This window comes from Rossellomorea vietnamensis (genome assembly GCF_025398035.1).
In the GTDB taxonomy this organism is placed as follows: domain Bacteria; phylum Bacillota; class Bacilli; order Bacillales; family Bacillaceae_B; genus Rossellomorea; species Rossellomorea vietnamensis_B.
Window position 1 is genome coordinate 2,501,290 of the sequence record NZ_CP104558.1, and the last position, 23,914, is coordinate 2,525,203.

Annotated in this window: 18 protein-coding genes, 3 rRNA genes and 1 riboswitch; of the genes, 2 read left to right on the forward strand and 19 right to left on the reverse strand. The window is 47.7% G+C overall.

All coding sequences use genetic code 11. From position 1 onward, the window contains the following. Positions 1-4: 4 nt before the first annotated feature. Together N5C46_RS12855 and N5C46_RS12860 are read right to left on the reverse strand one after the other, a co-directional pair. The gene (locus tag N5C46_RS12855) at positions 5-1,042 is read right to left on the reverse strand and encodes a DUF3048 domain-containing protein (RefSeq protein ID WP_261748986.1); all 1,038 of its coding nucleotides are present in this window, start codon (positions 1,040-1,042) and stop codon (positions 5-7) included. 30 nt (positions 1,043-1,072) lie between these two features. Further along, the gene (locus N5C46_RS12860) at positions 1,073-2,812 is read right to left on the reverse strand and encodes an adenine deaminase C-terminal domain-containing protein (protein WP_261748987.1); all 1,740 of its coding nucleotides are present in this window, start codon (positions 2,810-2,812) and stop codon (positions 1,073-1,075) included. 125 nt (positions 2,813-2,937) lie between these two features. Here N5C46_RS12860 and N5C46_RS23265 point away from each other — a divergent pair, with 125 nt between their 5' ends. Then, a complete protein-coding gene (locus N5C46_RS23265) occupies positions 2,938-3,405 on the forward strand; it encodes a YgaP family membrane protein (protein ID WP_336275489.1) in 468 nt (155 codons plus the stop codon). A 155-nt stretch (positions 3,406-3,560) separates the two neighbouring features. Then, entirely contained in the window at positions 3,561-3,674 is a 114-nt protein-coding gene (locus N5C46_RS23270) for an EYxxD motif small membrane protein (RefSeq protein ID WP_324295670.1), read from the forward strand. Here N5C46_RS23270 and purD read toward each other — a convergent pair. The 17 genes from purD to N5C46_RS12950 form a co-directional block, all read right to left on the reverse strand. Continuing rightward, positions 3,652-4,926, reverse strand: a complete 1,275-nt coding sequence (gene purD, locus N5C46_RS12870) for a phosphoribosylamine--glycine ligase (protein WP_261748988.1) — start codon at positions 4,924-4,926, stop codon at positions 3,652-3,654. The genes N5C46_RS23270 and purD overlap by 23 nt on opposite strands. Positions 4,927-5,160: 234 nt before the next feature. Continuing rightward, on the reverse strand, positions 5,161-6,696 hold the full coding sequence (gene purH, locus N5C46_RS12875) for a bifunctional phosphoribosylaminoimidazolecarboxamide formyltransferase/IMP cyclohydrolase (protein ID WP_261748989.1): 1,536 nt from the start codon (positions 6,694-6,696) through the stop codon (positions 5,161-5,163). 118 nt (positions 6,697-6,814) lie between these two features. After that, the gene (gene purN / locus N5C46_RS12880) at positions 6,815-7,390 is read right to left on the reverse strand and encodes a phosphoribosylglycinamide formyltransferase (protein ID WP_261748990.1); all 576 of its coding nucleotides are present in this window, start codon (positions 7,388-7,390) and stop codon (positions 6,815-6,817) included. Positions 7,391-7,425: 35 nt separating this feature from the next. Beyond that, complete coding sequence (purM, locus tag N5C46_RS12885; RefSeq protein WP_261748991.1) at positions 7,426-8,454, reverse strand: phosphoribosylformylglycinamidine cyclo-ligase; 1,029 nt, start codon at positions 8,452-8,454, stop codon at positions 7,426-7,428. Between the two features lie 11 nt (positions 8,455-8,465). Next, positions 8,466-9,887 carry an amidophosphoribosyltransferase gene (purF, locus tag N5C46_RS12890; RefSeq protein ID WP_261748992.1) on the reverse strand — a complete coding sequence of 474 codons (1,422 nt, stop codon included), beginning with the start codon at positions 9,885-9,887 and terminating at the stop codon, positions 8,466-8,468. Further along, positions 9,863-12,097: a phosphoribosylformylglycinamidine synthase subunit PurL gene (gene purL / locus N5C46_RS12895; protein WP_261748993.1), complete on the reverse strand. Its 2,235-nt coding sequence runs from the start codon at positions 12,095-12,097 to the stop codon at positions 9,863-9,865. The genes purF and purL overlap by 25 nt, the downstream gene beginning before the upstream one ends. Then, positions 12,081-12,767: a phosphoribosylformylglycinamidine synthase subunit PurQ gene (gene purQ / locus N5C46_RS12900; RefSeq protein ID WP_159361075.1), complete on the reverse strand. Its 687-nt coding sequence runs from the start codon at positions 12,765-12,767 to the stop codon at positions 12,081-12,083. The genes purL and purQ overlap by 17 nt, the downstream gene beginning before the upstream one ends. Further along, on the reverse strand, positions 12,764-13,018 hold the full coding sequence (gene purS / locus N5C46_RS12905) for a phosphoribosylformylglycinamidine synthase subunit PurS (protein WP_034760827.1): 255 nt from the start codon (positions 13,016-13,018) through the stop codon (positions 12,764-12,766). The genes purQ and purS overlap by 4 nt, the downstream gene beginning before the upstream one ends. Then, positions 13,006-13,731, reverse strand: a complete 726-nt coding sequence (gene purC, locus N5C46_RS12910) for a phosphoribosylaminoimidazolesuccinocarboxamide synthase (RefSeq protein ID WP_261748994.1) — start codon at positions 13,729-13,731, stop codon at positions 13,006-13,008. Before purC ends, purS begins: the two co-directional genes overlap by 13 nt. A gap of 108 nt (positions 13,732-13,839) precedes the next feature. Continuing rightward, positions 13,840-15,135: an adenylosuccinate lyase gene (gene purB, locus N5C46_RS12915; protein ID WP_261748995.1), complete on the reverse strand. Its 1,296-nt coding sequence runs from the start codon at positions 15,133-15,135 to the stop codon at positions 13,840-13,842. Beyond that, positions 15,132-16,292 (reverse strand): 5-(carboxyamino)imidazole ribonucleotide synthase, encoded by a 1,161-nt coding sequence (gene purK, locus N5C46_RS12920; RefSeq protein WP_261748996.1) that lies wholly within the window; start codon positions 16,290-16,292, stop codon positions 15,132-15,134. Before purK ends, purB begins: the two co-directional genes overlap by 4 nt. After that, the gene (purE, locus tag N5C46_RS12925; RefSeq protein ID WP_261748997.1) at positions 16,279-16,758 is read right to left on the reverse strand and encodes a 5-(carboxyamino)imidazole ribonucleotide mutase; all 480 of its coding nucleotides are present in this window, start codon (positions 16,756-16,758) and stop codon (positions 16,279-16,281) included. Before purE ends, purK begins: the two co-directional genes overlap by 14 nt. A 160-nt stretch (positions 16,759-16,918) precedes the next feature. Next, a riboswitch (purine riboswitch) is annotated at positions 16,919-17,020 on the reverse strand. An 86-nt stretch (positions 17,021-17,106) separates the two neighbouring features. Next, positions 17,107-17,307, reverse strand: a complete 201-nt coding sequence (locus N5C46_RS12930; RefSeq protein ID WP_261748998.1) for an NETI motif-containing protein — start codon at positions 17,305-17,307, stop codon at positions 17,107-17,109. Then, positions 17,304-17,855 (reverse strand): DUF2179 domain-containing protein, encoded by a 552-nt coding sequence (locus N5C46_RS12935; protein ID WP_261748999.1) that lies wholly within the window; start codon positions 17,853-17,855, stop codon positions 17,304-17,306. The genes N5C46_RS12930 and N5C46_RS12935 overlap by 4 nt, the downstream gene beginning before the upstream one ends. Positions 17,856-18,758: 903 nt before the next feature. After that, positions 18,759-18,875: ribosomal RNA gene (rrf, locus tag N5C46_RS12940) — 5S ribosomal RNA — on the reverse strand. Positions 18,876-18,977: 102 nt separating this feature from the next. After that, positions 18,978-21,913, reverse strand: a 23S ribosomal RNA gene (locus tag N5C46_RS12945). Positions 21,914-22,158: 245 nt separating this feature from the next. Next, positions 22,159-23,709, reverse strand: a 16S ribosomal RNA gene (locus tag N5C46_RS12950). Together the 16S, 23S and 5S rRNA genes form the textbook arrangement of a ribosomal RNA operon. Positions 23,710-23,914: the final 205 nt, after the last annotated feature.

Genomic DNA, 23,914 nt, shown 5'->3' on the forward strand with positions numbered 1-23,914 from the left:
CCTTCTATTCTTGGTAGGATACCGAACCCGCGAGCCCCGGAGAGCTTGGAATGACATTGATCCACGTCGAGCCCTTTCGCAGGCTCACAGGTTTATTCTTTTCATAAGGAAGGATCCGGCCATTCACATTCTTCCATTGAAGCTTCCGGAGCTTCCCTTCCTGTATCAAGTATGCATTCCCACCCGATTTGAGGTCAATATCCCGGCGTCCTTTGTCATCGACAATCTTATGTGGAGCTTCTACGATGAAAAGATTTTCGATCAGGACGGGATCTTTCGACTTATAGTCGATGGTCTGCTCCCCATTTGAAAAACGCTCGTATCGGCCTTCTTTATCATTAAAATCATACACAGCATTAAACAGGGGATTATGATTGTATGAAATCATCACGGAATTTGCAGCTTCCCCATTACTTTTCCCTTTATCACTGAAATTCAGTGCATCAGGCGGTCGCTCCATGTCAAAGCCGTTCTTTTCCGCTCCCTCTTTGATATGTTCATATGTGATATAAGAATTATGAGGGGCTTTCCGGAAGCTTGCCCGCTTGAATAACGTCCCGTCATATTGGATTCCGTTAAGGTCATCGATAAAACCGTTGGTCAGCATTTCTTTCGCCTCAGGACTGTATCCGTGAGCGACATAGAGACTGTCATACCCTTTTGCAAGCTCTATATAGTAATCTCTGGCACTTCGGACAGGGCCGATTTCTTTCGGCATCCTGCTTTGGAAAATGGCTAAGAAACGGGTGATATCCCCCTCGGCCAACACTTCATACACAATATCCGCTTTCGACAGTCCGGATTGGGGCCTTGCCTTCGGATGGTTATTCACCATCACGGCGACCGCCCGGTTCATTGATTCTTCCTTTTCAGCCATCCCGGTTAAAGGATACTGATTCATTTCTTCTGTTTCTACGCCTGTCTCTTCCTTCACCACTGGAGTTGCGGCTTCTTTATCAGATTCTTTCTTTATCTCTTTATCTGAACTACATGCGACAAGTGCGAACGAGCTTAACGCAATAATCAAAGCTCTTTTCAGCATGTTTTTGACACCCCTATTTACTTTACTATTTTAACGCATTATTGTTGGAAAGAGTACCGTTTTCTTCATTACATCATAGATTCCCTTTTGTGTCATCCTTATATAAGGCAGATGAGTGGACTGAAGGAACAGCAATGTATAAATCGGATCAGAGAAGCGGTAGCCCCTCTCTTTCAACAAGCCTTTAAGTGTTTTCTCTTCCTCAATCAGCTCCGGCATTTCCTTCTCTGAAAGCAATCCGCTTAATGGCAGTGGAATCTCGTGCAGGATTTCACCGTTCTCTGCAAGAACGATCCCGCCACCGATTTCTTTCATCCTGTTGAAAGCCGCAATCAAATCAGGCTTACTTTTTCCAATCAGGATAATGTCCCCTGTATTGGAGTAAGACGATGCAAACCCCATCACACCTTTAGAGAATCCTTTGATCATGGTGCTGATCCTCCACTTGCCATTCCGGTCCAACAGCATGAGGAATGATTGGTCATGATCGGAATCAAGCAATTCCTCTGATGGATTGATGGAGATGGAATAAGGCTTGGTGATGACATCATTCACCATTTCGATCCCGAACGGCATGGAGAATTGGAGATCGTCATACCCCACTTCCCAATCAAGGGATAACGGGGTGAATCCGCTTGGTCCCCAATTGATTTCGGTGGAATCTTCCATCTGTTCACCGTTTTTACGGACCCAGGTACCTTTGGAAAGCACGGAGACCGGAGTCGGATCATCTTTTGACCGGAGAAAATTAATGTTTGCGACCCGGCCAGTGGCGATCATCCCGTGCAGATGGGTGATATTGTAATAATTGGCAACGTTGTAACTTGCCATATTATAGGCTTCGATTGGAGGTACGCCCTTGTCGATGGCCATCTTGATCATGAAATCCAGGACACCTTGTTCATAAAATCCCGGTGTCGATCCATCTGTGGTAAAAAGAAGGGAATCGTATGAATCGATGCCTTTTTCTTTCAGTCCGTCTAACAGAGCCGGTAAATCCGGTCGGATCGAGGAATGACGCAGTGTGACCGTCAGTCCTTGAATCAGGCGCTTGTATACATCCTCACCCGTCATGGCTTCATGATCGCCGTCAATGCCCAATAAACGAAGCTTGGCGATCGTCTTGTCGGAAGCCCCTGGAAGATGCCCTTCCACAATTTTCCTCATCCGTTTGGTTTCCTGCATCCAGTGAAGAATCAGGTCATCTCCTTCAAGGAGCCGCGGCCATGCGGTCAGTTCCCCGCCCTGAAGGACGGAATCATGTTCGAGCCACGATTTCACTTCCCCATTTGAGAACGTAACCTCTTCATCTACCATCTCGGTTTGAGAGTCAAAACGCGTCCACCAGTACATTGTGACAGGCATTTTGCTGAACTCCCTCAATAAAGTAAACGCTTTCTTTTTTTCCAATTGTAAAAACATCATCAGGTTATCATTGACGAATGTCGTTGTACCGGTTTGGGATGCATACTTGGAAAAAGATTGGGGATTATAAAGCTGAAACGGGTGTACATGCGGTTCGATATATCCGGGAACGAGGTACTGTGATTCGCAGTCCATCACTTCGCATTGCTCAAGGTTTTCAGGGAGCTGGTCACCAGTATAGACAATCCTGTCCCCGTAAATCCAAATATGTCCCTGCACCCATTTCTTTAACGTCGAGTGAAGGTATGTTGCATTTTTTAAAAGAAGACTGGGAGACAATTCTCCGTTCAGTACTTGTACATGTTCTCGCAGTTGTTTGTTCTTCCATCTGTAGCGCTGTTCCAATGTGAACACTCCTCTAGTGGAATGGTATTAGTTTGAGTTTCAATTTATGTTAACATATTTTACTATTTAACGCATTAAAGGTTTACAACAATTATGTGAATTTTCGATTAAGGAGGAATTTACAAATGAAAGTATCATCAAACATCGGGATCATCAATGCCCTGATCCGCATCACCGTTGGATTCACCATTTTAGCGTGGAGTACATCAAAGCTTGCAAGACGTCCATGGAGAGACTCCTATCTTGTCATGGCCGTAATCGGCGCCATGAAAGTCGGAGAAGGAATCCTGCGTTATTGCCCTGTCACGGCCCTGTTTGAAAAAGGTGGAGATGGAGAAGGCAAGAACGGCGGTTTCGGAGGATTTAAAGCAAAGGATATGATGAACTTTAAAGACATGCTGAAATCCGACAAGAAGGATCACACGGACAACGGGCAGCATCACGAGCAAACTCACGAACACAACCAAGACCCGCTGAAACACACCAAGAAAGAATCCAACTTCAACCCAGAAGAACTCACCAACCAGGAAGTCCAGGAAGCGCTGGGTGGTTCTAAAGGGAACGATTTTAGAGGGACGGACCTTCATTCTTAGGGGTCTGGAAGGCTTACGATACACTTAAAACGCCGTAACGGCGGGATTTTGATTGACTATAAATCCGTGAAACAGCAAGATTGCCGAGGTCCGTCCCTCTAATTTGGACATTCCTCGGCAATCTTGTATCTCTATTGATAAAGGAGTTGTTTGTATTGTTCTGGGAATATTTAACCGATATGTCGTATGTTCTGTTTTCGTTGATCGGCGGCATCGTCGCCATTGCCTATGTGTATGTCCGTAAATCTAGGAAGAGACGTGTTCGATAGCTTTCCGGCCGATATCCCTTCTATAGAACAAGCCTTTGCACTCTGCTTTAGCTAATTCTTTATAAACGGCTGTTTGCGCTTTTTCTACAGTGGGAGCAGAGGAAGCGACCAGTAACACTCTTCCTCCATTTGAAACAAGGGAACCGTCTTCTGTTAATTCAGTTCCTGCATGATAAACGAGTGTTTTATCATCCATCGACTTTTCAAGATCAGGCAGTGGGATCCCTTTCTCATAGGCACCCGGATACCCTTCTGCTGCCAGCACCACGCCAAGGACCGCGTCATCTGACCATTCCAAATCGACAGGCTTTCCTTCGATGATGTTCTTCACGACGAGAGCGAAATCAGAAGTCAGACGCGGCAGTACTACCTGCGTTTCAGGATCACCAAATCGTGCGTTGAATTCGATCACTTTCGGGCCCTCGCTTGTCAACATAAGCCCGGCATATAAAATCCCGGTAAATGAACGATCCTCTTTCACCATCGCTTGAGCAGTAGGGTAGAGGACCGTGGAAATCGCTTCTTGTACAACCTCTTCCGAAATATGCGGAACCGGGGAATACGCACCCATACCGCCCGTATTCGGACCTTGATCACCATCATAGGCGCGCTTATGATCCTGTGCGATCACCATTGGATATACCGACTCGCCCCTTACAAAAGCCATAAGTGAAAACTCTTCTCCAAACAAGCATTCTTCCACCACCACTTTCGAGGAGGCATCCCCGAACTTTTCATCCAGAAGCATTTCTTCTAATGCGCGGATGGCCTCTTCCTCTGTTTCCGCAACGACTACACCCTTGCCTGCCGCAAGTCCATCAGCCTTCACGACAATCGGCGCACCTGCTTCCTTCACATATTCAATCGCATTCTCCACGCTTGTGAACACTTCATACGATGCCGTCGGGATATTGTACTTTTTCATTAATTCTTTCGAGAACGATTTGCTTCCTTCGATGATGGCCGCTTCTTTGGTCGGTCCGAATATGTGCAGGCCTTCTTCCTGGAAGCGGTTGACGATTCCCTCAAGCAACGGATTTTCAGGACCGACAAACGTATACGCTATGTCTGCTTTCTTGGCAAAATCAATCAGTTCACTCACGTCGGATTCAGTGTACGGGAGGTTTGTTGCAATGCTCTCAATCCCTGCATTACCGGGCGCACAGAACACTTCAGTCACACTTTCACTTTCCGCTAACTTCTTGCATATGGCATGCTCGCGGCCGCCACGTCCGATGACTAATACTTTCATCTTGAAAAAGCCCCCTTTAAAGAAAACCTCTCCTGTGGTGCAGATGAGGAGAGGTTTATATGTGAAATGGATGAATTGAAAAGGATTCGCACTGGAAAGAGAAATAGAATGAAGGTCCGCCCCTCATTTCTCTTCCCCTGAACCAGTTAAGAATCTTGAAAGTCCTTTAATCATAAGGTTTGTACAGTTTGTTTCATTGGAGTATCGGTCACAACCCGAGGTCCGTCCCTCCCATTAATGTTTGAAGTGGCGGATGCCTGTCATGACCATGGTAATGCCGTATTGGTCTGCTTTTTTGATGGAGTCTTCGTCACGGATGGAGCCTCCAGGTTGGATGATGGCGGTGATGCCAGCTTTGGCAGCGGCTTCTACGGTGTCGTCCATAGGGAAGAATGCGTCAGATGCCATGGCGGCTCCTTTGGCTTTCACACCGGCTTGCTCGAGCGCGATGTTTGCAGCGCCTACGCGGTTCATCTGTCCCGCACCGACTCCAACTGTCATATGAGCATCTGTGACAACAATTGCGTTGGACTTCACATGCTTCACGACTTTCCAGCCGAGCTTCATAGCGTCCCATTCCGCTTCCGTCGGTTCACGCTTGGTCACGACTCTCAAATCTGCATCGTCAAGGGTGAACGTGTCATCCGCTTGAACAAGCAATCCACCTTCAACCGTCGTTAACTTCCGCTCGATTTTGTTTGTGGTTTCAAATGGAACCGTCAATAATCGGATATTCTTCTTGCCAGAAAGGATTTCAAAGGCTTCATCACTGAAAGCCGGCGCGATGACGATTTCCAGGAAGATTTCATGAAGCTGCTTCGCTGTGTCTTCATCCACCATACGATTCAACGCGACAATCCCTCCAAAAATGGATGTGGAATCTGCTTCATAGGCTTTCGAGAAGGCCTCATTGATCGTAGAACCAACACCTACACCACACGGGTTCATATGCTTCACTGCAACAGCCGCCGGTTCCGTGAACTCTTTTACAATTTGAAGGGCTGCATTGGCATCATTGATATTATTATAGGAAAGCTCTTTCCCGTGAAGCTGCCTTGCCATGGCCACTGAAAATTCAGAGCCGAGCGGCGCACGGTAGAACGAAGCTTGTTGATGAGGGTTTTCTCCATAACGGAGCGTTTGCTTTAATTCATACGTTCTTGTAAAGCGTTCAGGATTCTCTTCACCTGAGACGTCTGTCATGTATTCAGCAATGAATGAATCGTAAGCTGCCGTATGGCGGAATACCTTGGCGGCTAACTTGCGACGTTTTTCCAATGAGGGTTCACCATGAAGCTTTAATTCTGCAATGATTTCATCATAGTCCAACGCATCGACTACAACCGTTACATATTGATGATTCTTAGCAGCCGCACGAAGCATCGTCGGACCACCGATATCGATGTTCTCGATCGCTTCTTCTACACTGACATTCGGCTTTGCGATGGTTTGCTGGAACGGATAAAGGTTGACACATACGAGGTCGATCCCTTCGATCCCTTGTTCCTCCATCTGCCTGAGGTGACTTTCTTCCCCGCGTTTAGCAAGTAGTCCACCGTGGATATTGGGATGAAGGGTTTTTACACGACCTTCCAAAATTTCCGGGAATCCTGTTACCTCTTCCACTCCCATGACGTCTACGTCATTTTCCAATAGGAGCTTCTTCGTTCCTCCAGTCGAAATGATATCGTATCCCAATGTCTTCAATTCCTTTGCGAATTCGATGACACCACTTTTATCTGAAACACTGATCAATGCTCTCTTTTTCAATGTCTGATCCTCCTCTGCCTGCTGTTTTGCTGAAATTAATTCATTATTTTCAAACCCAAGGTCCGTCCCTCATCACTTTACCACACTACCAAGATAAAGCAACCATCCTTCCCCATCTCTAGTGACCGGTGGTGAGGAAGAGATGGTTCAGGGTGGTTGGGTAGAGGTGATGTTCGACATGCTGGATTTTGTCCTGCAGTGACTGCCTGGTTTCACCTGTTGTGACACGGACGATTTCCTGTGCGATGATTTCTCCTGTGTCCATTCCTGCGTCTACGAAATGGATCGTGACGCCGGTGATTTTCACTCCGCCTTCGATGGCTTGTCCGATGGCGTCTTTCCCTGGAAAAGAAGGAAGGAGTGAAGGATGGATATTGACGATCCTTCCACCGAAGCTTTCAAGGAGCGTTGGACCAATTAATCTCATATATCCTGCCAGTACAATAAAATCAACACCCAAATGAGCAAGCTCATTCAGGATTTCCTGTTCGAATGTCTGCTTGTTCTCATAGTCCTTTGCCCGAAAGACGAACGTCGGTATTCCTGCTGTTTGGGCACGGTGTATGACAAACGCGCCCGGCTGGTCACATACAAGAAGCCTGATATTCGCCTTAAGGGTTCCACTTTGGACCGCATCTACCAAGCTTTGAAAATTACTTCCGCTTCCTGATGCAAAAATGGCAATCTGTCTCATGACTCGCCCCCGTTATTGACATGCTCACCCTTCATTTAACGAACGAAGCGTACCCCTGTTCCTTTCGTCACACGTCCCATGATAAAGGCGTCTTCACCCTGTTCGTTGAAAAATTGAAGGATGTCTTCCGCTTCACTTTCTTCTACTGCTAACACAAATCCAATCCCCATGTTGAAAATGTTGTACATTTCACTCCGGGGGATGTCCCCATAGTGCTCAAGGGCAGTGAAGATTGTGGGAATATCCCAGCTGCCTTCTGTGATTTCAGCTCGCAATCCCTCTGGAAGCATCCGCGGAATATTCTCAATGAAGCCTCCGCCGGTGATATGGGACATCCCCTTGATGGAGAATCGTTTCAGCGCCGCCAGTACCGGTTTCACGTAAATCTTCGTCGGTGCAAGCAATGCTTCCTTTAGTGTGGTCCCGATTTCAGGGAGTGATTCTTCCAAAGAAAACGACTGATCTTCGAAGAATACTTTTCGCACTAAGGAGTACCCATTACTGTGTATACCACTGGAGCCCAGTCCTACTAACACATTTCCTTCAGAAATTTTCTCGCCTGTGATGATCTCTTTTTTTTCACAGGCCCCTACAGCGAAGCCGGCGATATCATATTCTTCATCTGAATACATACCCGGCATCTCGGCAGTCTCTCCGCCGATCAGCGCACAGCCCGCTGTTTCACATCCGTCCGCAATACCCTTTACAATACCTTCTATCTTCTCCGGGAGTGCTTTCCCGGTCGCTATATAATCTAAGAAATACAGTGGCTCCGCTCCCTGGACGACAATGTCATTCACACACATGGCCACACAATCGATCCCGATCGTATCGTGTTTGTCTGCCATGAAGGCAAGCTTCAGCTTCGTTCCGACTCCATCTGTACCCGAGACGAGCACGGGCTCACTCAAGTTCAAGGAAGATAAATCGAACATTCCTCCGAAGCTTCCCAATTGACCCAAAACGCCTTCACGGGCCGTTCGCTTCACATGTTTCTTGATCCGGTCGACGGATTCGTATCCCGCTTCGATATCTACTCCTGCCTGACGATACGCATTTGCCATCATGATTCCCCCTATTTCACTAACTCTTTTTCATGTGGATGAAGTGTATCCGGGTAGATTTCCGTTGGATACTTCCCTGTAAAGCAAGCCATGCATTGACCTCGGTTCTCTGATGAATCCTCACGGCCGATGGCTTTGATCACACCTTCCGGGCTCAAGAATGTCAGCGAGTCTGCTCCGATGATCTGGCGCATTTCCTCCACTGAATTCGAAGACGCGATCAGTTCTTCATGAGTAGATGTATCAATGCCGTAGAAGCAAGGATTCTTGATTGGCGGTGAGCTGATGCACACGTGAACTTCCTTCGCTCCCGCTTCCTTCAGCATGGTGACGATCCTCTTAGACGTCGTTCCCCGGACGATGGAATCATCCACCATGACGACGCGTTTCCCCTCTACCACCCCTCTTACAGGAGAAAGCTTCATCTTCACACCCTGCTCGCGAAGGGATTGTGAAGGCTGAATGAACGTACGTCCAACATAACGATTCTTGATGAGTCCCATTTCATACGGAATGCCTGAAGCTTCCGCATAGCCGATGGCACTTGAAATGCTCGAATCCGGCACACCTGTGACAACATCCGCTTTAATCGGTGCTTCATTCGCCAGTTCCATCCCCATCCGCTTTCTCGCGGAATGGACGTTGATGCCCTGGATGTTGCTGTCCGGTCGTGAGAAGTATACGTATTCCATCGTACACATCGCATTACCGCCTGAAAAACTAAACCGTTCTGAGGTCAATCCCTCATCATTGATGATCACAAGCTCCCCCGGCTCGATATCCCGTACAAATTCAGCGCCTACGATATCAAAGGCACATGTCTCAGACGCAACACAGTAAGCATCCCCAAGCTTACCGAGAGATAATGGACGAAGACCGTGTGGATCAAGCGCTACCATCATCTCTGTTTCTGTCATGACGACAAAGGCATAGGCACCTTTCAACATGGTCAGCGCATTTTTCACGCGGTCCTTCAAGTTGAAATAACCGCTTCGCTTGATTAAATGAGCCAGCACTTCTGTATCCGAGCTTGTTTGAAAAATACTCCCCTGTCCTTCAAGCTGATGCTTCAAGGCGTTCGCATTGACGAGATTCCCATTATGGGCAAGAGCCAGGCTGCCATTCTGCGAGTTAAAAAGGAGGGGCTGAACATTCTCGTAGCCTCCACCCCCGGCGGTCGCATAGCGCACATGACCGATGGCCGAATCGCCTTCAAGCTTCTCGATGGTGCCTTCCTGGAACACTTCCGTTACGAGGCCTTCCCCTTTTAGGCAGCGTAACTTGTCGCCGTCAGAAACGACGATCCCTGTTCCCTCTTGTCCCCTATGCTGCAGGCTATGGAGCCCGTAATACGTAATTTGTGCGGCATTGGGATGTCCCCATATCCCGAATACGCCACATTCTTCGTTTAAACCTTTGATTTCAGCAGGCATGGGATCGCTCCTTTCCAAGCTGACTCCAATTCTTCAACGGACGCTTCTAAAATGGTGTCCCCATTTGCCGATGACACCTTGATGGCTCCAAGGTCTGTCACGTCCCCAATGACCTTCGCATCCGGAACGAGCTTCTCAAACTCATTCTGGTTTTCCGATTTGACTGTAACGATGAACCGAGATTGAGTTTCACTGAAAAGGTCAGCCACATTGCTTTCTCCTGAAACGTGGACGTTTGCTCCCAATCCTTTTGTTCCAAAAGTGGATTCTGCAAGGGCGACGGCGAAACCACCTTCAGAGATATCATGGGCAGATGCCACAAGACCTTTCTGAATCGCTTCCAGCAGCTGCATTTGGCGGCGTAGCTCCGTCTGTAAATTGATCGTCGGTGCCTGACCAAAGATTTTCCCTTCTGTCAGCTTCTGAAGCTCACTTCCACCAAACTCTTCACGTGTTTCACCGATGACATAAATGGAGTCCCCGGCTTCCTTGAAGCTTTGAGTCGTAATATGGTCGATATCCTCAATCAAACCAACCATTCCTACAACAGGTGTGGGATAAACGGCTGTCCCCATGGATTCATTGTATAAAGAAACATTTCCACCGATGACTGGAGTCGACAGCTCTCGGCACGCCTCACTCATTCCTTCAACGGACTTCTCGATCTGCCAGAAGATTTCCGGTTTCTCAGGATTTCCGAAATTCAGGCAGTCGGTGATCGCAAGTGGGATCGCTCCTGAACATACGATATTACGAGCGGCCTCTGCTACCGCAATCTTCCCTCCAACTTCCGGATCCAGGTATAAATAACGGGAATTACAGTCAGTTGTCATGGCAAGGGCTTTTCTCGTGCCGCGTACCCGTACAACGGCTGCATCAGAACCCGGGCTCACAACCGTGCTCGTTCTCACCTGATGATCATATTGATCATATACCCACTCTTTGCTTGCGATCGTAGGCTGCTGTAACAATGCTTTAAGCGTATCTTTGTAATCTTCAACCTTTGGAGCAGGTGTTTCCATTGCTTGAAACTCTTTATAGTATGCCGCTTCCTGAGAAGGCTTGTGATAAACAGGTGCCTCTTCAGCAAGGGCATCCACCGGCACATCTGCCACAACCTCACCCTTGTGAAGAAGACGGAGGCGTTTATCGTCCGTTACCTTTCCGATGGAAACCGCTTCTAAGTCATATTTAGAAAAAAGATCGACAATCTCTTGCTCGCGACCTTTTTCCACGACGATCAGCATGCGTTCCTGTGATTCCGACAGCATCATTTCATATGCCGTCATGCCTCTTTCACGCTGCGGTACAAGATCAAGATCCATTTCGATTCCGGATCCCGCTTTACTTGCCATTTCAGCTGATGAACTTGTAAGACCGGCTGCTCCCATATCCTGAATGCCGACAAGGGCATCGTTCTGAACAAGCTCCAGACACGCTTCAAGTAATAATTTCTCCATGAATGGATCGCCCACTTGAACAGCCGGACGCTTCTCTTCCGATCCTTCATTTAATTCCTCGGATGCAAAGGTGGCTCCGTGAATGCCGTCACGACCTGTTTTCGCCCCGACATACATGACGGTATTCCCGACACCATGGGCCTGACCCTTTTTAATATCCTTATGGTCGATCAATCCGACACACATGGCGTTTACAAGGGGGTTTCCTTCGTAAGAGGCATCAAATTGAACTTCCCCGCCGACCGTCGGGATCCCGATACAGTTCCCATATCCTGCAATTCCGGCTACGACTTCTTTAAATAGATACTGAACACGAGGAGAATCCAACTCTCCAAAGCGTAAAGAGTTGAGGAGTGCGACAGGTCTTGCCCCCATCGAGAATACGTCTCGTATAATACCCCCGACGCCCGTTGCCGCTCCTTGATAAGGCTCGATTGCCGAAGGATGGTTGTGACTCTCGATTTTGAACACCACTGCTTGATCATCGCCAATATCAACAATCCCAGCTCCTTCTCCAGGTCCTTGAAGAACGCGTTCACCTGTCGTTGGGAATTTCATCAGTACAGGCTTCGAATTTTTATAGCTGCAATGCTCTGACCACATTACAGAGAAAAGACCGGTCTCTGTGTAGTTGGGCGTTCTTCCGAGGATGTTTTCCACCATTGAAAATTCTTCGTCTGTTAAACCCATTTCACGATAAAGCTGCTCTTCTTTCACTCTTGTTGAAGTTGGTTCAAGCATTAACGACATGTTTTTCCCTCCAGTGTTTCACAATCGATTGAAATAGTTTCTTCCCGTCTTCACTACCTAGTAAAGTGTCCATGGCGCGCTCCGGATGAGGCATCATTCCAAGAACATTTCCTGCTTCATTAGTGATTCCTGCAATATTCTCAACGCTCCCGTTCGGATTTTCATCCGTATACGTGAAGACAATTTGATTGTTTTCCTTAAGTGTGATCATCGTCTCTTCATCACAGAAGTAGTTTCCTTCACCGTGGGCGATCGGAATTTGGATCACATCATTTTTTTCATAGCCATTCGTGAACATCGTCTCATTGTTCTCGACGGTTAACGGCACTGTCTTACAAATGAACTTCAAGCTGTCATTCCGGCGCATAGCCCCTGGTAATAAACCTGTTTCCAGTAAAACCTGAAATCCGTTGCACACACCCAGAACCGGCTTTCCTTGCTCCGCCGCTTTCACCACTTCTTTCATCACGTTCGAAAAACGGGCAATCGCTCCTGAACGAAGGTAATCCCCGTACGAGAATCCCCCTGGTAATAGAATCGCATCATAGTTTTCCAGATTATCAGCATCGTGCCAAACGTAGTCCACTTCTTCACCGATTTCATCCTTGATCGCATGGTACATATCGATGTCACAGTTAGAGCCTGGGAATACAATTACTGCAAACTTCATTGAGCGACACTCTCCTCGATTTCATATCGGTAATCCTCGATGACAGGGTTGGCAAGCAGTCGGTGACACATCTCTTCAACCGTCGCTTCCACGTTTTCAACAGATGATGGAAGAGTCAACTCCATATACTTCCCGACGCGCACATCTTCAACACTTTTGAATTCCATTGAATGCAGCGCCTGTTTCACAACACTTCCTTGAGGATCTAATACACTTTCTCTTAATGTGATATAAACCTTTACTTTGTACATAGTTTGTTTCCTCCTAAGCGTTCTAAAATGATTGAGTATACTTCTGTTAAACTCCCAATATCTCTTCTGAAAACATCTTTATCTAGTTTCTGATTCGTTTCGGCGTCCCACAGACGGCATGTGTCGGGTGAGATTTCATCCCCTAATAGAATCGTCCCATTTCGATCTTTCCCAAACTCTAATTTGAAGTCGACAAGCGTGACTCCCGCTTCCTTGAAAATCCCTTGAAGAACTTCATTCACACCGAGTGCCATCTCTCTGATCTCGGCACGTTCTTCCCGTGTAGCGATCTCCAGGAAATCAATATGATCATCGGTGATCAGTGGATCTCCAAGGGCATCGTCTTTATAGTAAAATTCGATGATCGGCTTTTGAATGGGTGTCCCCTCTTCTTTTCCAATCCGTTTTGACAGACTTCCTGCAATCACGTTCCGGACCACGACTTCAAGTGGAATGATCCTTACACGTTTGACCAGCTGCTCATCCTCTGAAATCTGTTTAATAAAGTGACTCTGTATCCCTTTTTCAGCAAGCTTTGAAAATAGCAAGCTTGAAATCTTATTATTTAAAACCCCTTTGCCGTCGATATCCGCTTTCTTCTCCCCATTGAAAGCAGTGGCAGAATTCTTATACTGAATCCAGACAACGTCTTCATCGTTCGTTTCGAAGATCTGCTTAGCTTTTCCTTCATATAAAAGCGTTCCTTTTTCCATATGAAATCCCCCTGTTCATTGAAAATTGCCAATCTTCAGTCTATATTTTCATAAAAAAAGGAAGGGATTCCGTTAAAAACCCCTGCCTTATTCATTTGTCAGAAGGACTTATACCAAGCCGCAACGTTCAAAAATTGTATCTACATGTTTTAAGTGATAGTTGTAATCGAAGCAGTCATCAATGTCAGCCGGCGACAGCTTGGACGTGATGGTTGCATCCTCCTCGATAAGAGAACGGAATGCCACTTGCTTCTCCCACGCCTCCATTGCTTTCGGCTGAACCGTATCATACGCCTCTTCACGAGTCATCCCTTTATCGATAAGGGCCAAAAGAACACGTTGAGAGTAGATCAAGCCAAGTGTGCGATCCATATTACGCTGCATATTCTCCGGGAAGACCGTCAAGTTCTTGATGATGTTTCCGAAACGGTTCAGCATGTAATTAAGGGCGATCGTCGCATCCGGAAGGATCACACGCTCTGCAGATGAGTGAGAGATATCACGCTCATGCCACAGCGGCACGTTCTCATACGCTGTCAGCATGTATCCTCTGATCACGCGTGCCATCCCGGTCATGTTTTCAGAACCGATCGGGTTACGCTTATGCGGCATCGCTGACGATCCCTTTTGACCCTTAGCGAAGAACTCTTCCACTTCGCGTGTTTCACTCTTCTGCAATCCGCGGACCTCTACAGAAAACTTCTCGATGGACGTCGCAATCAGTGCAAGTGTCCCCATGTAATGAGCGTGGCGATCACGCTGAAGGGTTTGTGTGGAAACCGGTGCTGGCGTGATGCCAAGTTTTTCACACACGTAAGACTCCACGAAAGGATCGATATTTGCATACGTTCCAACAGCACCGGAAATCTTACCGAATTCCACTCCATCAGCCGCTGCCTTGAATCGTTCCACATTACGCTTCATCTCTTCATACCAAAGGGCAAGCTTCAGACCGAATGTAGTCGGCTCAGCGTGAACACCGTGCGTACGTCCCATCATGACCGTATGCTTATGCTCGATCGCTTTGTTCTTTAAGATTTCAACGAACCGTTCCAAGTCTTTTAGAATGATGTCGTTGGCCTGCTTCAATTGATACGAAAGGGCCGTATCCACTACGTCAGTAGAAGTCAATCCATAATGGACCCATTTTCTTTCTTCTCCGAGGGTTTCAGAAACTGCTCTAGTGAAAGCTACAACATCGTGTCGCGTTTCTTCTTCAATTTCCTTGATGCGATCTACATTGAATCCAGCGTTTTCACGGATCTTCGCAACATCCTCTTTTGGAATGTCCCCGATCTCAGCCCATGCTTCACAAGCAAGGATTTCTACTTCAAGCCATGCTTGAAAACGATTTTCCTCTGTCCAAATTGCTCCCATTTCAGGGCGTGTATAACGTTCTATCATACCAGTCGTCCTCCGATCTTTTCTTGCACCTTCCAAATCCCTGCTTCGTTTATGTTCGACAATGTCTCATCCATATCATTCGTTAAGATCGTGACATGCCCCATTTTCCGCTTCGGCTTCGGTACATCCTTGCCGTACAGATGGATAAACCAGTCAGGGTGCTTTGGAACAGCCTTCATAATAGGCTCGATATGCTCTCCTAATAGATTAACCATCACAGCGTTCTTTAATAAGGTCGGTTGAACAAGCGGCCAGTTGCAAACCGCTTTGACGTGCTGGGCGAATTGGGAGAAATCACATGCTTCAATCGAGTAATGGCCGGAGTTATGTGGCCTTGGAGCCAGTTCGTTGATATAAATATCCCCGTCTGCCGTCAGGAACATTTCTATGGCAAGTGTCCCTACAAGGTCAAGTGTCTCACTGATTCTCGTCGCCATCCCGATCGCTTTCTCTGCTGTTACTTCGCTCACCCTTGCCGGTGCGATTGTTTCATGTAAGATGTTATCCACATGAATGTTCTCCACTACCGGAAAGTTCGTCTGCTGTCCGTCGGGATTACGTGTCACAATCACGGATAACTCTTTTTCAAAAGGAATCCACTTCTCTAACACACACGGACCGTTTTCCAATAAAGCAGCGGCTTCATCTATATCGCCCGCTTCCCGGATCACATACTGTCCCTTTCCGTCATAACCGCCCCTCGTCGTTTTTAAAACCACTGGATAGCCAAGCTTTTCTATATTATCATAGATGTCCTTTTGTTGTTTAATCACAGCATAAGGAGCGACTTCCACCCCCGCCAGCGTAAGGGCTTCCTTCTCCATGATCCGGTCCTGAGTGATGCGGATCAATTCAGCCCCTTGAGGTAAATAAGCACGTTCCGACAGCCATTTCAGCGCTTCATAGTCGATATTTTCAAATTCGTATGTAATCACATCGCACTCTTCCGCCAGTCTATATAGAGCATCATACTGGTCAAAGCCTGCCGTGATCACATAATCCGCCACCTGTGCACATGGTGAGTGCGGAGAAGGATCTAATACCGCCACGCGAAAGCCTCTTGCTTTCGCATCCAGTGCCATCATCCGGCCAAGCTGTCCGCCGCCGATGATCCCGATTGTCTGTCCTGGTAAAATCGTCTTCTTATTCAAGGTCATCACTACTTTCCATCACTTTTTCCCGTAGTGCACTTCTTCTATTTTCCAACGTTTTCGCCAACTCTTCATTTCCAATCGAAAGGATCTGTGCAGCAAGGAGTCCTGCATTGGTTGCCCCCGCTTTCCCGATCGCCACCGTCGCAACCGGGACGCCCCCTGGCATCTGCACGATCGACAACAGTGAATCCATTCCGTTCAGTGCCTTAGACTGAACCGGTACACCGATTACAGGCAATGTGGTCTTCGCAGCCACCATGCCCGGCAAATGGGCAGCCCCGCCTGCACCTGCAATAATGACTTTCACTCCCCGGTCCCTGGCACCTTCCGCAAATTCAAACATATAATCAGGCGTCCTGTGAGCCGATACAACACGTTTCTCAAATGGAATCTCAAGCTCCTCCAATACCTCACACGCATGCTTCATTGTTTCCCAGTCCGATGTACTTCCCATGATCACTGAAATCATAATGGTGACAGGCACCTCCCGTAGTTTACCTTAGTCCCTTTTCAAAGAAAAATACCCAGATCAATTGTTCTCTACACTCGAGAGAAAGCAATTGATCTGGGTATTTTACAGAGAATGGTCCCTTATATCAGAGTAAGGTCCTCACCTTGAGATCTGCATCCAGACATCTACTTTCCCTCATAGTCCGACCATTTACGGTAGTCAGGTAGAGACTCATGGGCCATATTCCCATTATTATATGAGGGTATTCGGTTTATTTGTCTCCATCATAACGTGATATGAAGACTCTGTCAACGAATAATCGAACGATACTAAAAGTCTGAAAATTATTGTTCGGATTTGAAGCGTTTACTCTTCCATCTTCTTCCCTTCAAAGACAATTGTCTGTCTAATAGGGACATATTCCGTTTTGTTACCTTCTTTCTGCTCTTCAAACACGGGCTTTTCCATCCGTCTTACCGGCATATAGCCCATTTCCTTCATACGATCCAGGCAGTCTGCAATCGTCTCGTTTTCCTGTACTTCAAATAATAATTTCTTTTTACTCATTCTTTTAATTTTCCTTTACGTATATTTCGCACCGCCTTCACCCAGAACCCTCCGTGAATCGCTTTCGGTTCATAGGCAATGATGAATGCTTTCGGATCCAGCTCCTTAATTGTATCATACAGCTTCATCTCATACTTTCTCGGAGTCAGGATCTGCAGGGCCATCCGGTTCCCCTCAAGACCATTCGCTTCCCAGTTCGTCACCCCGTATCCCCGCGAACGAAGCTCGTTCGGAAGTGACTTATCATACTCCTTCGTAATCACATTCACCGTGATATATCCAAGAGCCAGCTTCTCCTCGATCTTCATCCCTACAATCACACCAAGACCATACCCGACCGCATACGCAATCAAGTTCTGAATCTCATTCAGATTGTCCAGTACAAGCCCAAGGCCCACCACGTAAATCACTACTTCAAATGTACTTACAAATGCAGCAATATATCGGTAACCCTTTAACGTCAAAATCATCCTGATCGTAAAGAAAGATACGTATACAACATTGATAATTAAGATGATCGCTACCATCACAAAGCTATTGTCTAACACCAAGATGCTCCTCTCTCCACTACTACCTGTAGTATGCTCAAATTAAGTTTCTATTTTACTAGAAAAAATTCATAATATGAACCACTTCATGAAAAATTCATGTGATTACTCTATGACAATTTCTAGAAAATCCGAGGTCTTATTACGTGTGTTTCCTGTTTTGGGCGGATTGAAACATGGGGTGGGTGTATGTTCGATCCCTAAAATAACCCCTCTTCAGGTTTTTGATTAGTTTTTTAAGTGTAGATTGGCTATTTCAGCTGAGAATGAAATCTTAGATGGGGATCCTGGGACAGATTAGTTGGAGAATTTTTGTTTAGTTCTTCTTAGAAAGAACAATCATGCGGGTTTTGTTGGGAATCATGCCGGATTGATGATTATCGTGCTGGATTTGGGGCTTTCATGCGAGGTTGTGATTTATCATGCGACATTTCAAATAATCGTGCCAAGTTGTCGAATATTCTTTACACCGTCCTTAGCTGTACACTCATCCATCACCCATTCCCTTCTTCGTCAACAGGCAGCCCCTTCGTTCTTAAAACAGCGTATCTTTCCCTATGTTCTTTGAACAAGAACCAAAAAAAGAGCAACTCCTAAGAGCTACTCTTTTCCCTATTTGCCTGGCGACGTCCTACTCTCACAGGGGGAGATCCCCCAACTACCATCGTCACTGAAGGCTGCGGCTAGTGATGAGCGGCGAATCTCTTCGTCCGCTTCACTCGTTCAGATCCTCGTGTGGGAACCTGAACGAAGGTCTTCACTCCCTCGCGTCCTCGACCTTCTTGCTCCTCCCTACCCTCGCACTGCGGTCGAGGAGAAATCGGATAAAACACTTATGTTCTTCGAACAATTTAATTAAAACAAAAAAAGAGCAACTCCTAAGAGCTACTCTTTTCCCTATTTGCCTGGCGACGTCCTACTCTCACAGGGGGAGATCCCCCAACTACCATCGGCGCTGAAGAGCTTAACTTCCGTGTTCGGCATGGGAACGGGTGTGACCTCTTCGCCATTATCACCAGACGAATATTCAATTGAAGGGTTGTTCCTTCAAAACTAGATAAAGGATTGATGTCAAGAAAGCCGAATATCGACCAATTGTTGGTCATATAAATATGACTCTTTGTGGTTAAGTCCTCGATCGATTAGTATCAGTCAACTCCACATGTCGCCATGCTTCCATCTCTGACCTATCTACCTAGTCATCTTCTAGGGATCTTACTCACTTACGTGATGGGAAATCTCATCTTGAGGGGGGCTTCATGCTTAGATGCTTTCAGCACTTATCCCTTCCGCACATAGCTACCCAGCGATGCCTTTGGCAAGACAACTGGTACACCAGCGGTGCGTCCATCCCGGTCCTCTCGTACTAAGGACAGCTCCTCTCAAATTTCCTGCGCCCACGACGGATAGGGACCGAACTGTCTCACGACGTTCTGAACCCAGCTCGCGTACCGCTTTAATGGGCGAACAGCCCAACCCTTGGGACCGACTACAGCCCCAGGATGCGATGAGCCGACATCGAGGTGCCAAACCTCCCCGTCGATGTGGACTCTTGGGGGAGATAAGCCTGTTATCCCCGGGGTAGCTTTTATCCGTTGAGCGATGGCCCTTCCATGCGGAACCACCGGATCACTAAGCCCGACTTTCGTCCCTGCTCGACTTGTAGGTCTCGCAGTCAAGCTCCCTTGTGCCTTTACACTCTGCGAATGATTTCCAACCATTCTGAGGGAACCTTTGGGCGCCTCCGTTACTCTTTAGGAGGCGACCGCCCCAGTCAAACTGCCCACCTGACACTGTCTCCCACCCCGATAAGGGGCGCGGGTTAGAATTTCAATACAGCCAGGGTAGTATCCCACCGATGCCTCCACCGAAGCTGGCGCTCCGGTTTCCAAGGCTCCTACCTATCCTGTACAAGCTGTACCAAAATTCAATATCAGGCTACAGTAAAGCTCCACGGGGTCTTTCCGTCCTGTCGCGGGTAACCTGCATCTTCACAGGTACTATAATTTCACCGAGTCTCTCGTTGAGACAGTGCCCAGATCGTTACGCCTTTCGTGCGGGTCGGAACTTACCCGACAAGGAATTTCGCTACCTTAGGACCGTTATAGTTACGGCCGCCGTTTACTGGGGCTTCGATTCGCACCTTCGCTTGCGCTAAGCACTCCTCTTAACCTTCCAGCACCGGGCAGGCGTCAGCCCCTATACTTCGCCTTACGGCTTCGCAGAGACCTGTGTTTTTGCTAAACAGTCGCCTGGGCCTATTCACTGCGGCTCTCTCGGGCTTGCACCCTACCAGAGCACCCCTTCTCCCGAAGTTACGGGGTCATTTTGCCGAGTTCCTTAACGAGAGTTCTCTCGCTCACCTTAGGATTCTCTCCTCGCCTACCTGTGTCGGTTTGCGGTACGGGCACCTTTTTCCTCGCTAGAGGCTTTTCTTGGCAGTGTGGAATCAGGAACTTCGCTACTATAATTCGCTCGCTATCACAGCTCAGCCTTCACGATGATGGGATTTGCCTCATCATCAGCCTAACTGCTTAGACGCACATATCCAGCAGTGCGCTTACCCTATCCTCCTGCGTCCCCCCATTGCTCAAACGGAAAAGAGGTGGTACAGGAATATCAACCTGTTGTCCATCGTCTACGCCTATCGGCCTCGACTTAGGTCCCGACTAACCCTGAGCGGACGAGCCTTCCTCAGGAAACCTTAGGCATTCGGTGGATGGGATTCTCACCCATCTTTCGCTACTCATACCGGCATTCTCACTTCTAAGCACTCCACCAGTCCTTACGGTCTAGCTTCGCAGTCCTTAGAACGCTCTCCTACCACTGACACCTAGAGGTGTCAATCCACAGCTTCGGTGATACGTTTAGCCCCGGTACATTTTCGGCGCAGAGTCACTCGACCAGTGAGCTATTACGCACTCTTTAAATGGTGGCTGCTTCTAAGCCAACATCCTGGTTGTCTAAGCAACTCCACATCCTTTTCCACTTAACGTATACTTTGGGACCTTAGCTGGTGGTCTGGGCTGTTTCCCTTTCGACTACGGATCTTATCACTCGCAGTCTGACTCCCATGGATAAGTCTTTGGCATTCGGAGTTTGTCTGAATTCGGTAACCCGATGAGGGCCCCTAGTCCAAACAGTGCTCTACCTCCAAGACTCTTACACATGAGGCTAGCCCTAAAGCTATTTCGGAGAGAACCAGCTATCTCCAAGTTCGATTGGAATTTCTCCGCTACCCACACCTCATCCCCGCACTTTTCAACGTGCGTGGGTTCGGACCTCCATTCAGTGTTACCTGAACTTCATCCTGGACATGGGTAGATCACCTGGTTTCGGGTCTACGACCACATACTCAATTCGCCCTATTCAGACTCGCTTTCGCTGCGGCTCCGTCTTATCAACTTAACCTTGCATGGGATCGTAACTCGCCGGTTCATTCTACAAAAGGCACGCCATCACCCGTTAACGGGCTCTGACTACTTGTAGGCACACGGTTTCAGGTTCTATTTCACTCCCCTTCCGGGGTGCTTTTCACCTTTCCCTCACGGTACTGGTTCACTATCGGTCACTAGGGAGTATTTAGCCTTGGGAGATGGTCCTCCCAGCTTCCGACGGGATTTCACGTGTCCCGCCGTACTCAGGATCCACTCAAGAGGGAATGAAGTTTCAACTACAGGGTTGTTACCTTCTTTGACGAGCCTTTCCAGACTTCTTCGTCTACTCCATTCCTTTGTAACTCCGTATAGAGTGTCCTACAACCCCAAGAGGCAAGCCTCTTGGTTTGGGCTATATCCCGTTTCGCTCGCCGCTACTCAGGGAATCGCAATTGCTTTCTCTTCCTCCAGGTACTTAGATGTTTCAGTTCCCTGGGTCTGCCTTCCATACTCTATGTATTCAAGTAAGGATATTGTTCCATTACGAACAATGGGTTCCCCCATTCGGAAATCTCTGGATCAAAGCTCACTTACAGCTCCCCAAAGCATATCGGTGTTAGTCCCGTCCTTCGTCGGCTCCTAGTGCCAAGGCATCCACCGTGCGCCCTTCATAACTTAACCGAATTGGTTGTTACATCAGGTTTAAAACCTAAAATGGCGATACTCGGTAATTTCTTGACTATCAATTTATCTTTATCTAGTTTTCAAAGAACAATCATTTGTCTCGTAAGAGACATTTTGGGTGGATATTTTGCTTTCGCAAAAATCCCTGATGGATGGTTATTTTGCTGACGCAAAAAACCTTATTAAACCATCAAAACTGAACAAAACTTCGACTGTCAAACGTTTTAGTAAATCTTCCTTAGAAAGGAGGTGATCCAGCCGCACCTTCCGATACGGCTACCTTGTTACGACTTCACCCCAATCATCTGTCCCACCTTAGGCGGCTGGCTCCAAAAGGTTACCTCACCGACTTCGGGTGTTACAAACTCTCGTGGTGTGACGGGCGGTGTGTACAAGGCCCGGGAACGTATTCACCGCGGCATGCTGATCCGCGATTACTAGCGATTCCAGCTTCATGTAGGCGAGTTGCAGCCTACAATCCGAACTGAGAACGGTTTTATGGGATTGGCTAAACCTCGCGGTCTCGCTGCCCTTTGTACCGTCCATTGTAGCACGTGTGTAGCCCAGGTCATAAGGGGCATGATGATTTGACGTCATCCCCACCTTCCTCCGGTTTGTCACCGGCAGTCATCTTAGAGTGCCCAACTGAATGCTGGCAACTAAGATCAAGGGTTGCGCTCGTTGCGGGACTTAACCCAACATCTCACGACACGAGCTGACGACAACCATGCACCACCTGTCACTCTGTCCCCCGAAGGGGAAAGCCCTATCTCTAGGGTTGTCAGAGGATGTCAAGACCTGGTAAGGTTCTTCGCGTTGCTTCGAATTAAACCACATGCTCCACCGCTTGTGCGGGCCCCCGTCAATTCCTTTGAGTTTCAGTCTTGCGACCGTACTCCCCAGGCGGAGTGCTTAATGCGTTAGCTGCAGCACTAAGGGGCGGAAACCCCCTAACACTTAGCACTCATCGTTTACGGCGTGGACTACCAGGGTATCTAATCCTGTTTGCTCCCCACGCTTTCGCGCCTCAGTGTCAGTTACAGACCAGAAAGTCGCCTTCGCCACTGGTGTTCCTCCAAATATCTACGCATTTCACCGCTACACTTGGAATTCCACTTTCCTCTTCTGCACTCAAGTCCCCCAGTTTCCAATGACCCTCCACGGTTGAGCCGTGGGCTTTCACATCAGACTTAAGGAACCACCTGCGCGCGCTTTACGCCCAATAATTCCGGACAACGCTTGCCACCTACGTATTACCGCGGCTGCTGGCACGTAGTTAGCCGTGGCTTTCTGGTTAGGTACCGTCAAGGTGCCGCCCTATTTGAACGGCACTTGTTCTTCCCTAACAACAGAGCTTTACGATCCGAAAACCTTCATCACTCACGCGGCGTTGCTCCGTCAGACTTTCGTCCATTGCGGAAGATTCCCTACTGCTGCCTCCCGTAGGAGTCTGGGCCGTGTCTCAGTCCCAGTGTGGCCGATCACCCTCTCAGGTCGGCTACGCATCGTTGCCTTGGTGAGCCGTTACCTCACCAACTAGCTAATGCGCCGCGGGTCCATCTGTAAGTGGTAGCCGAAGCCACCTTTCAACATTTCCTCATGCGAGGAAATGAGTTATCCGGTATTAGCCCCGGTTTCCCGGAGTTATCCCAGTCTTACAGGCAGGTTACCCACGTGTTACTCACCCGTCCGCCGCTGATATCAGGGAGCAAGCTCCCATCAATCCGCTCGACTTGCATGTATTAGGCACGCCGCCAGCGTTCGTCCTGAGCCAGGATCAAACTCTCCGATAAAAGTTTGAATAGCTCTTTAAAAATAAATCTAGAATTAACGTTGACGTATTGTCTTGTTTTGTTCAGTTTTCAAGGTTCAATGTTCCGTTGCTTCTCTCGAAGCGACTTGACCATCATATCAAGAATACAGTGTGTTTGTCAACAACTTTTTTGAAATGGTATGATCTCGTTGAATGTTGTTTATGTAACCCGCTGCTCTCTTGCG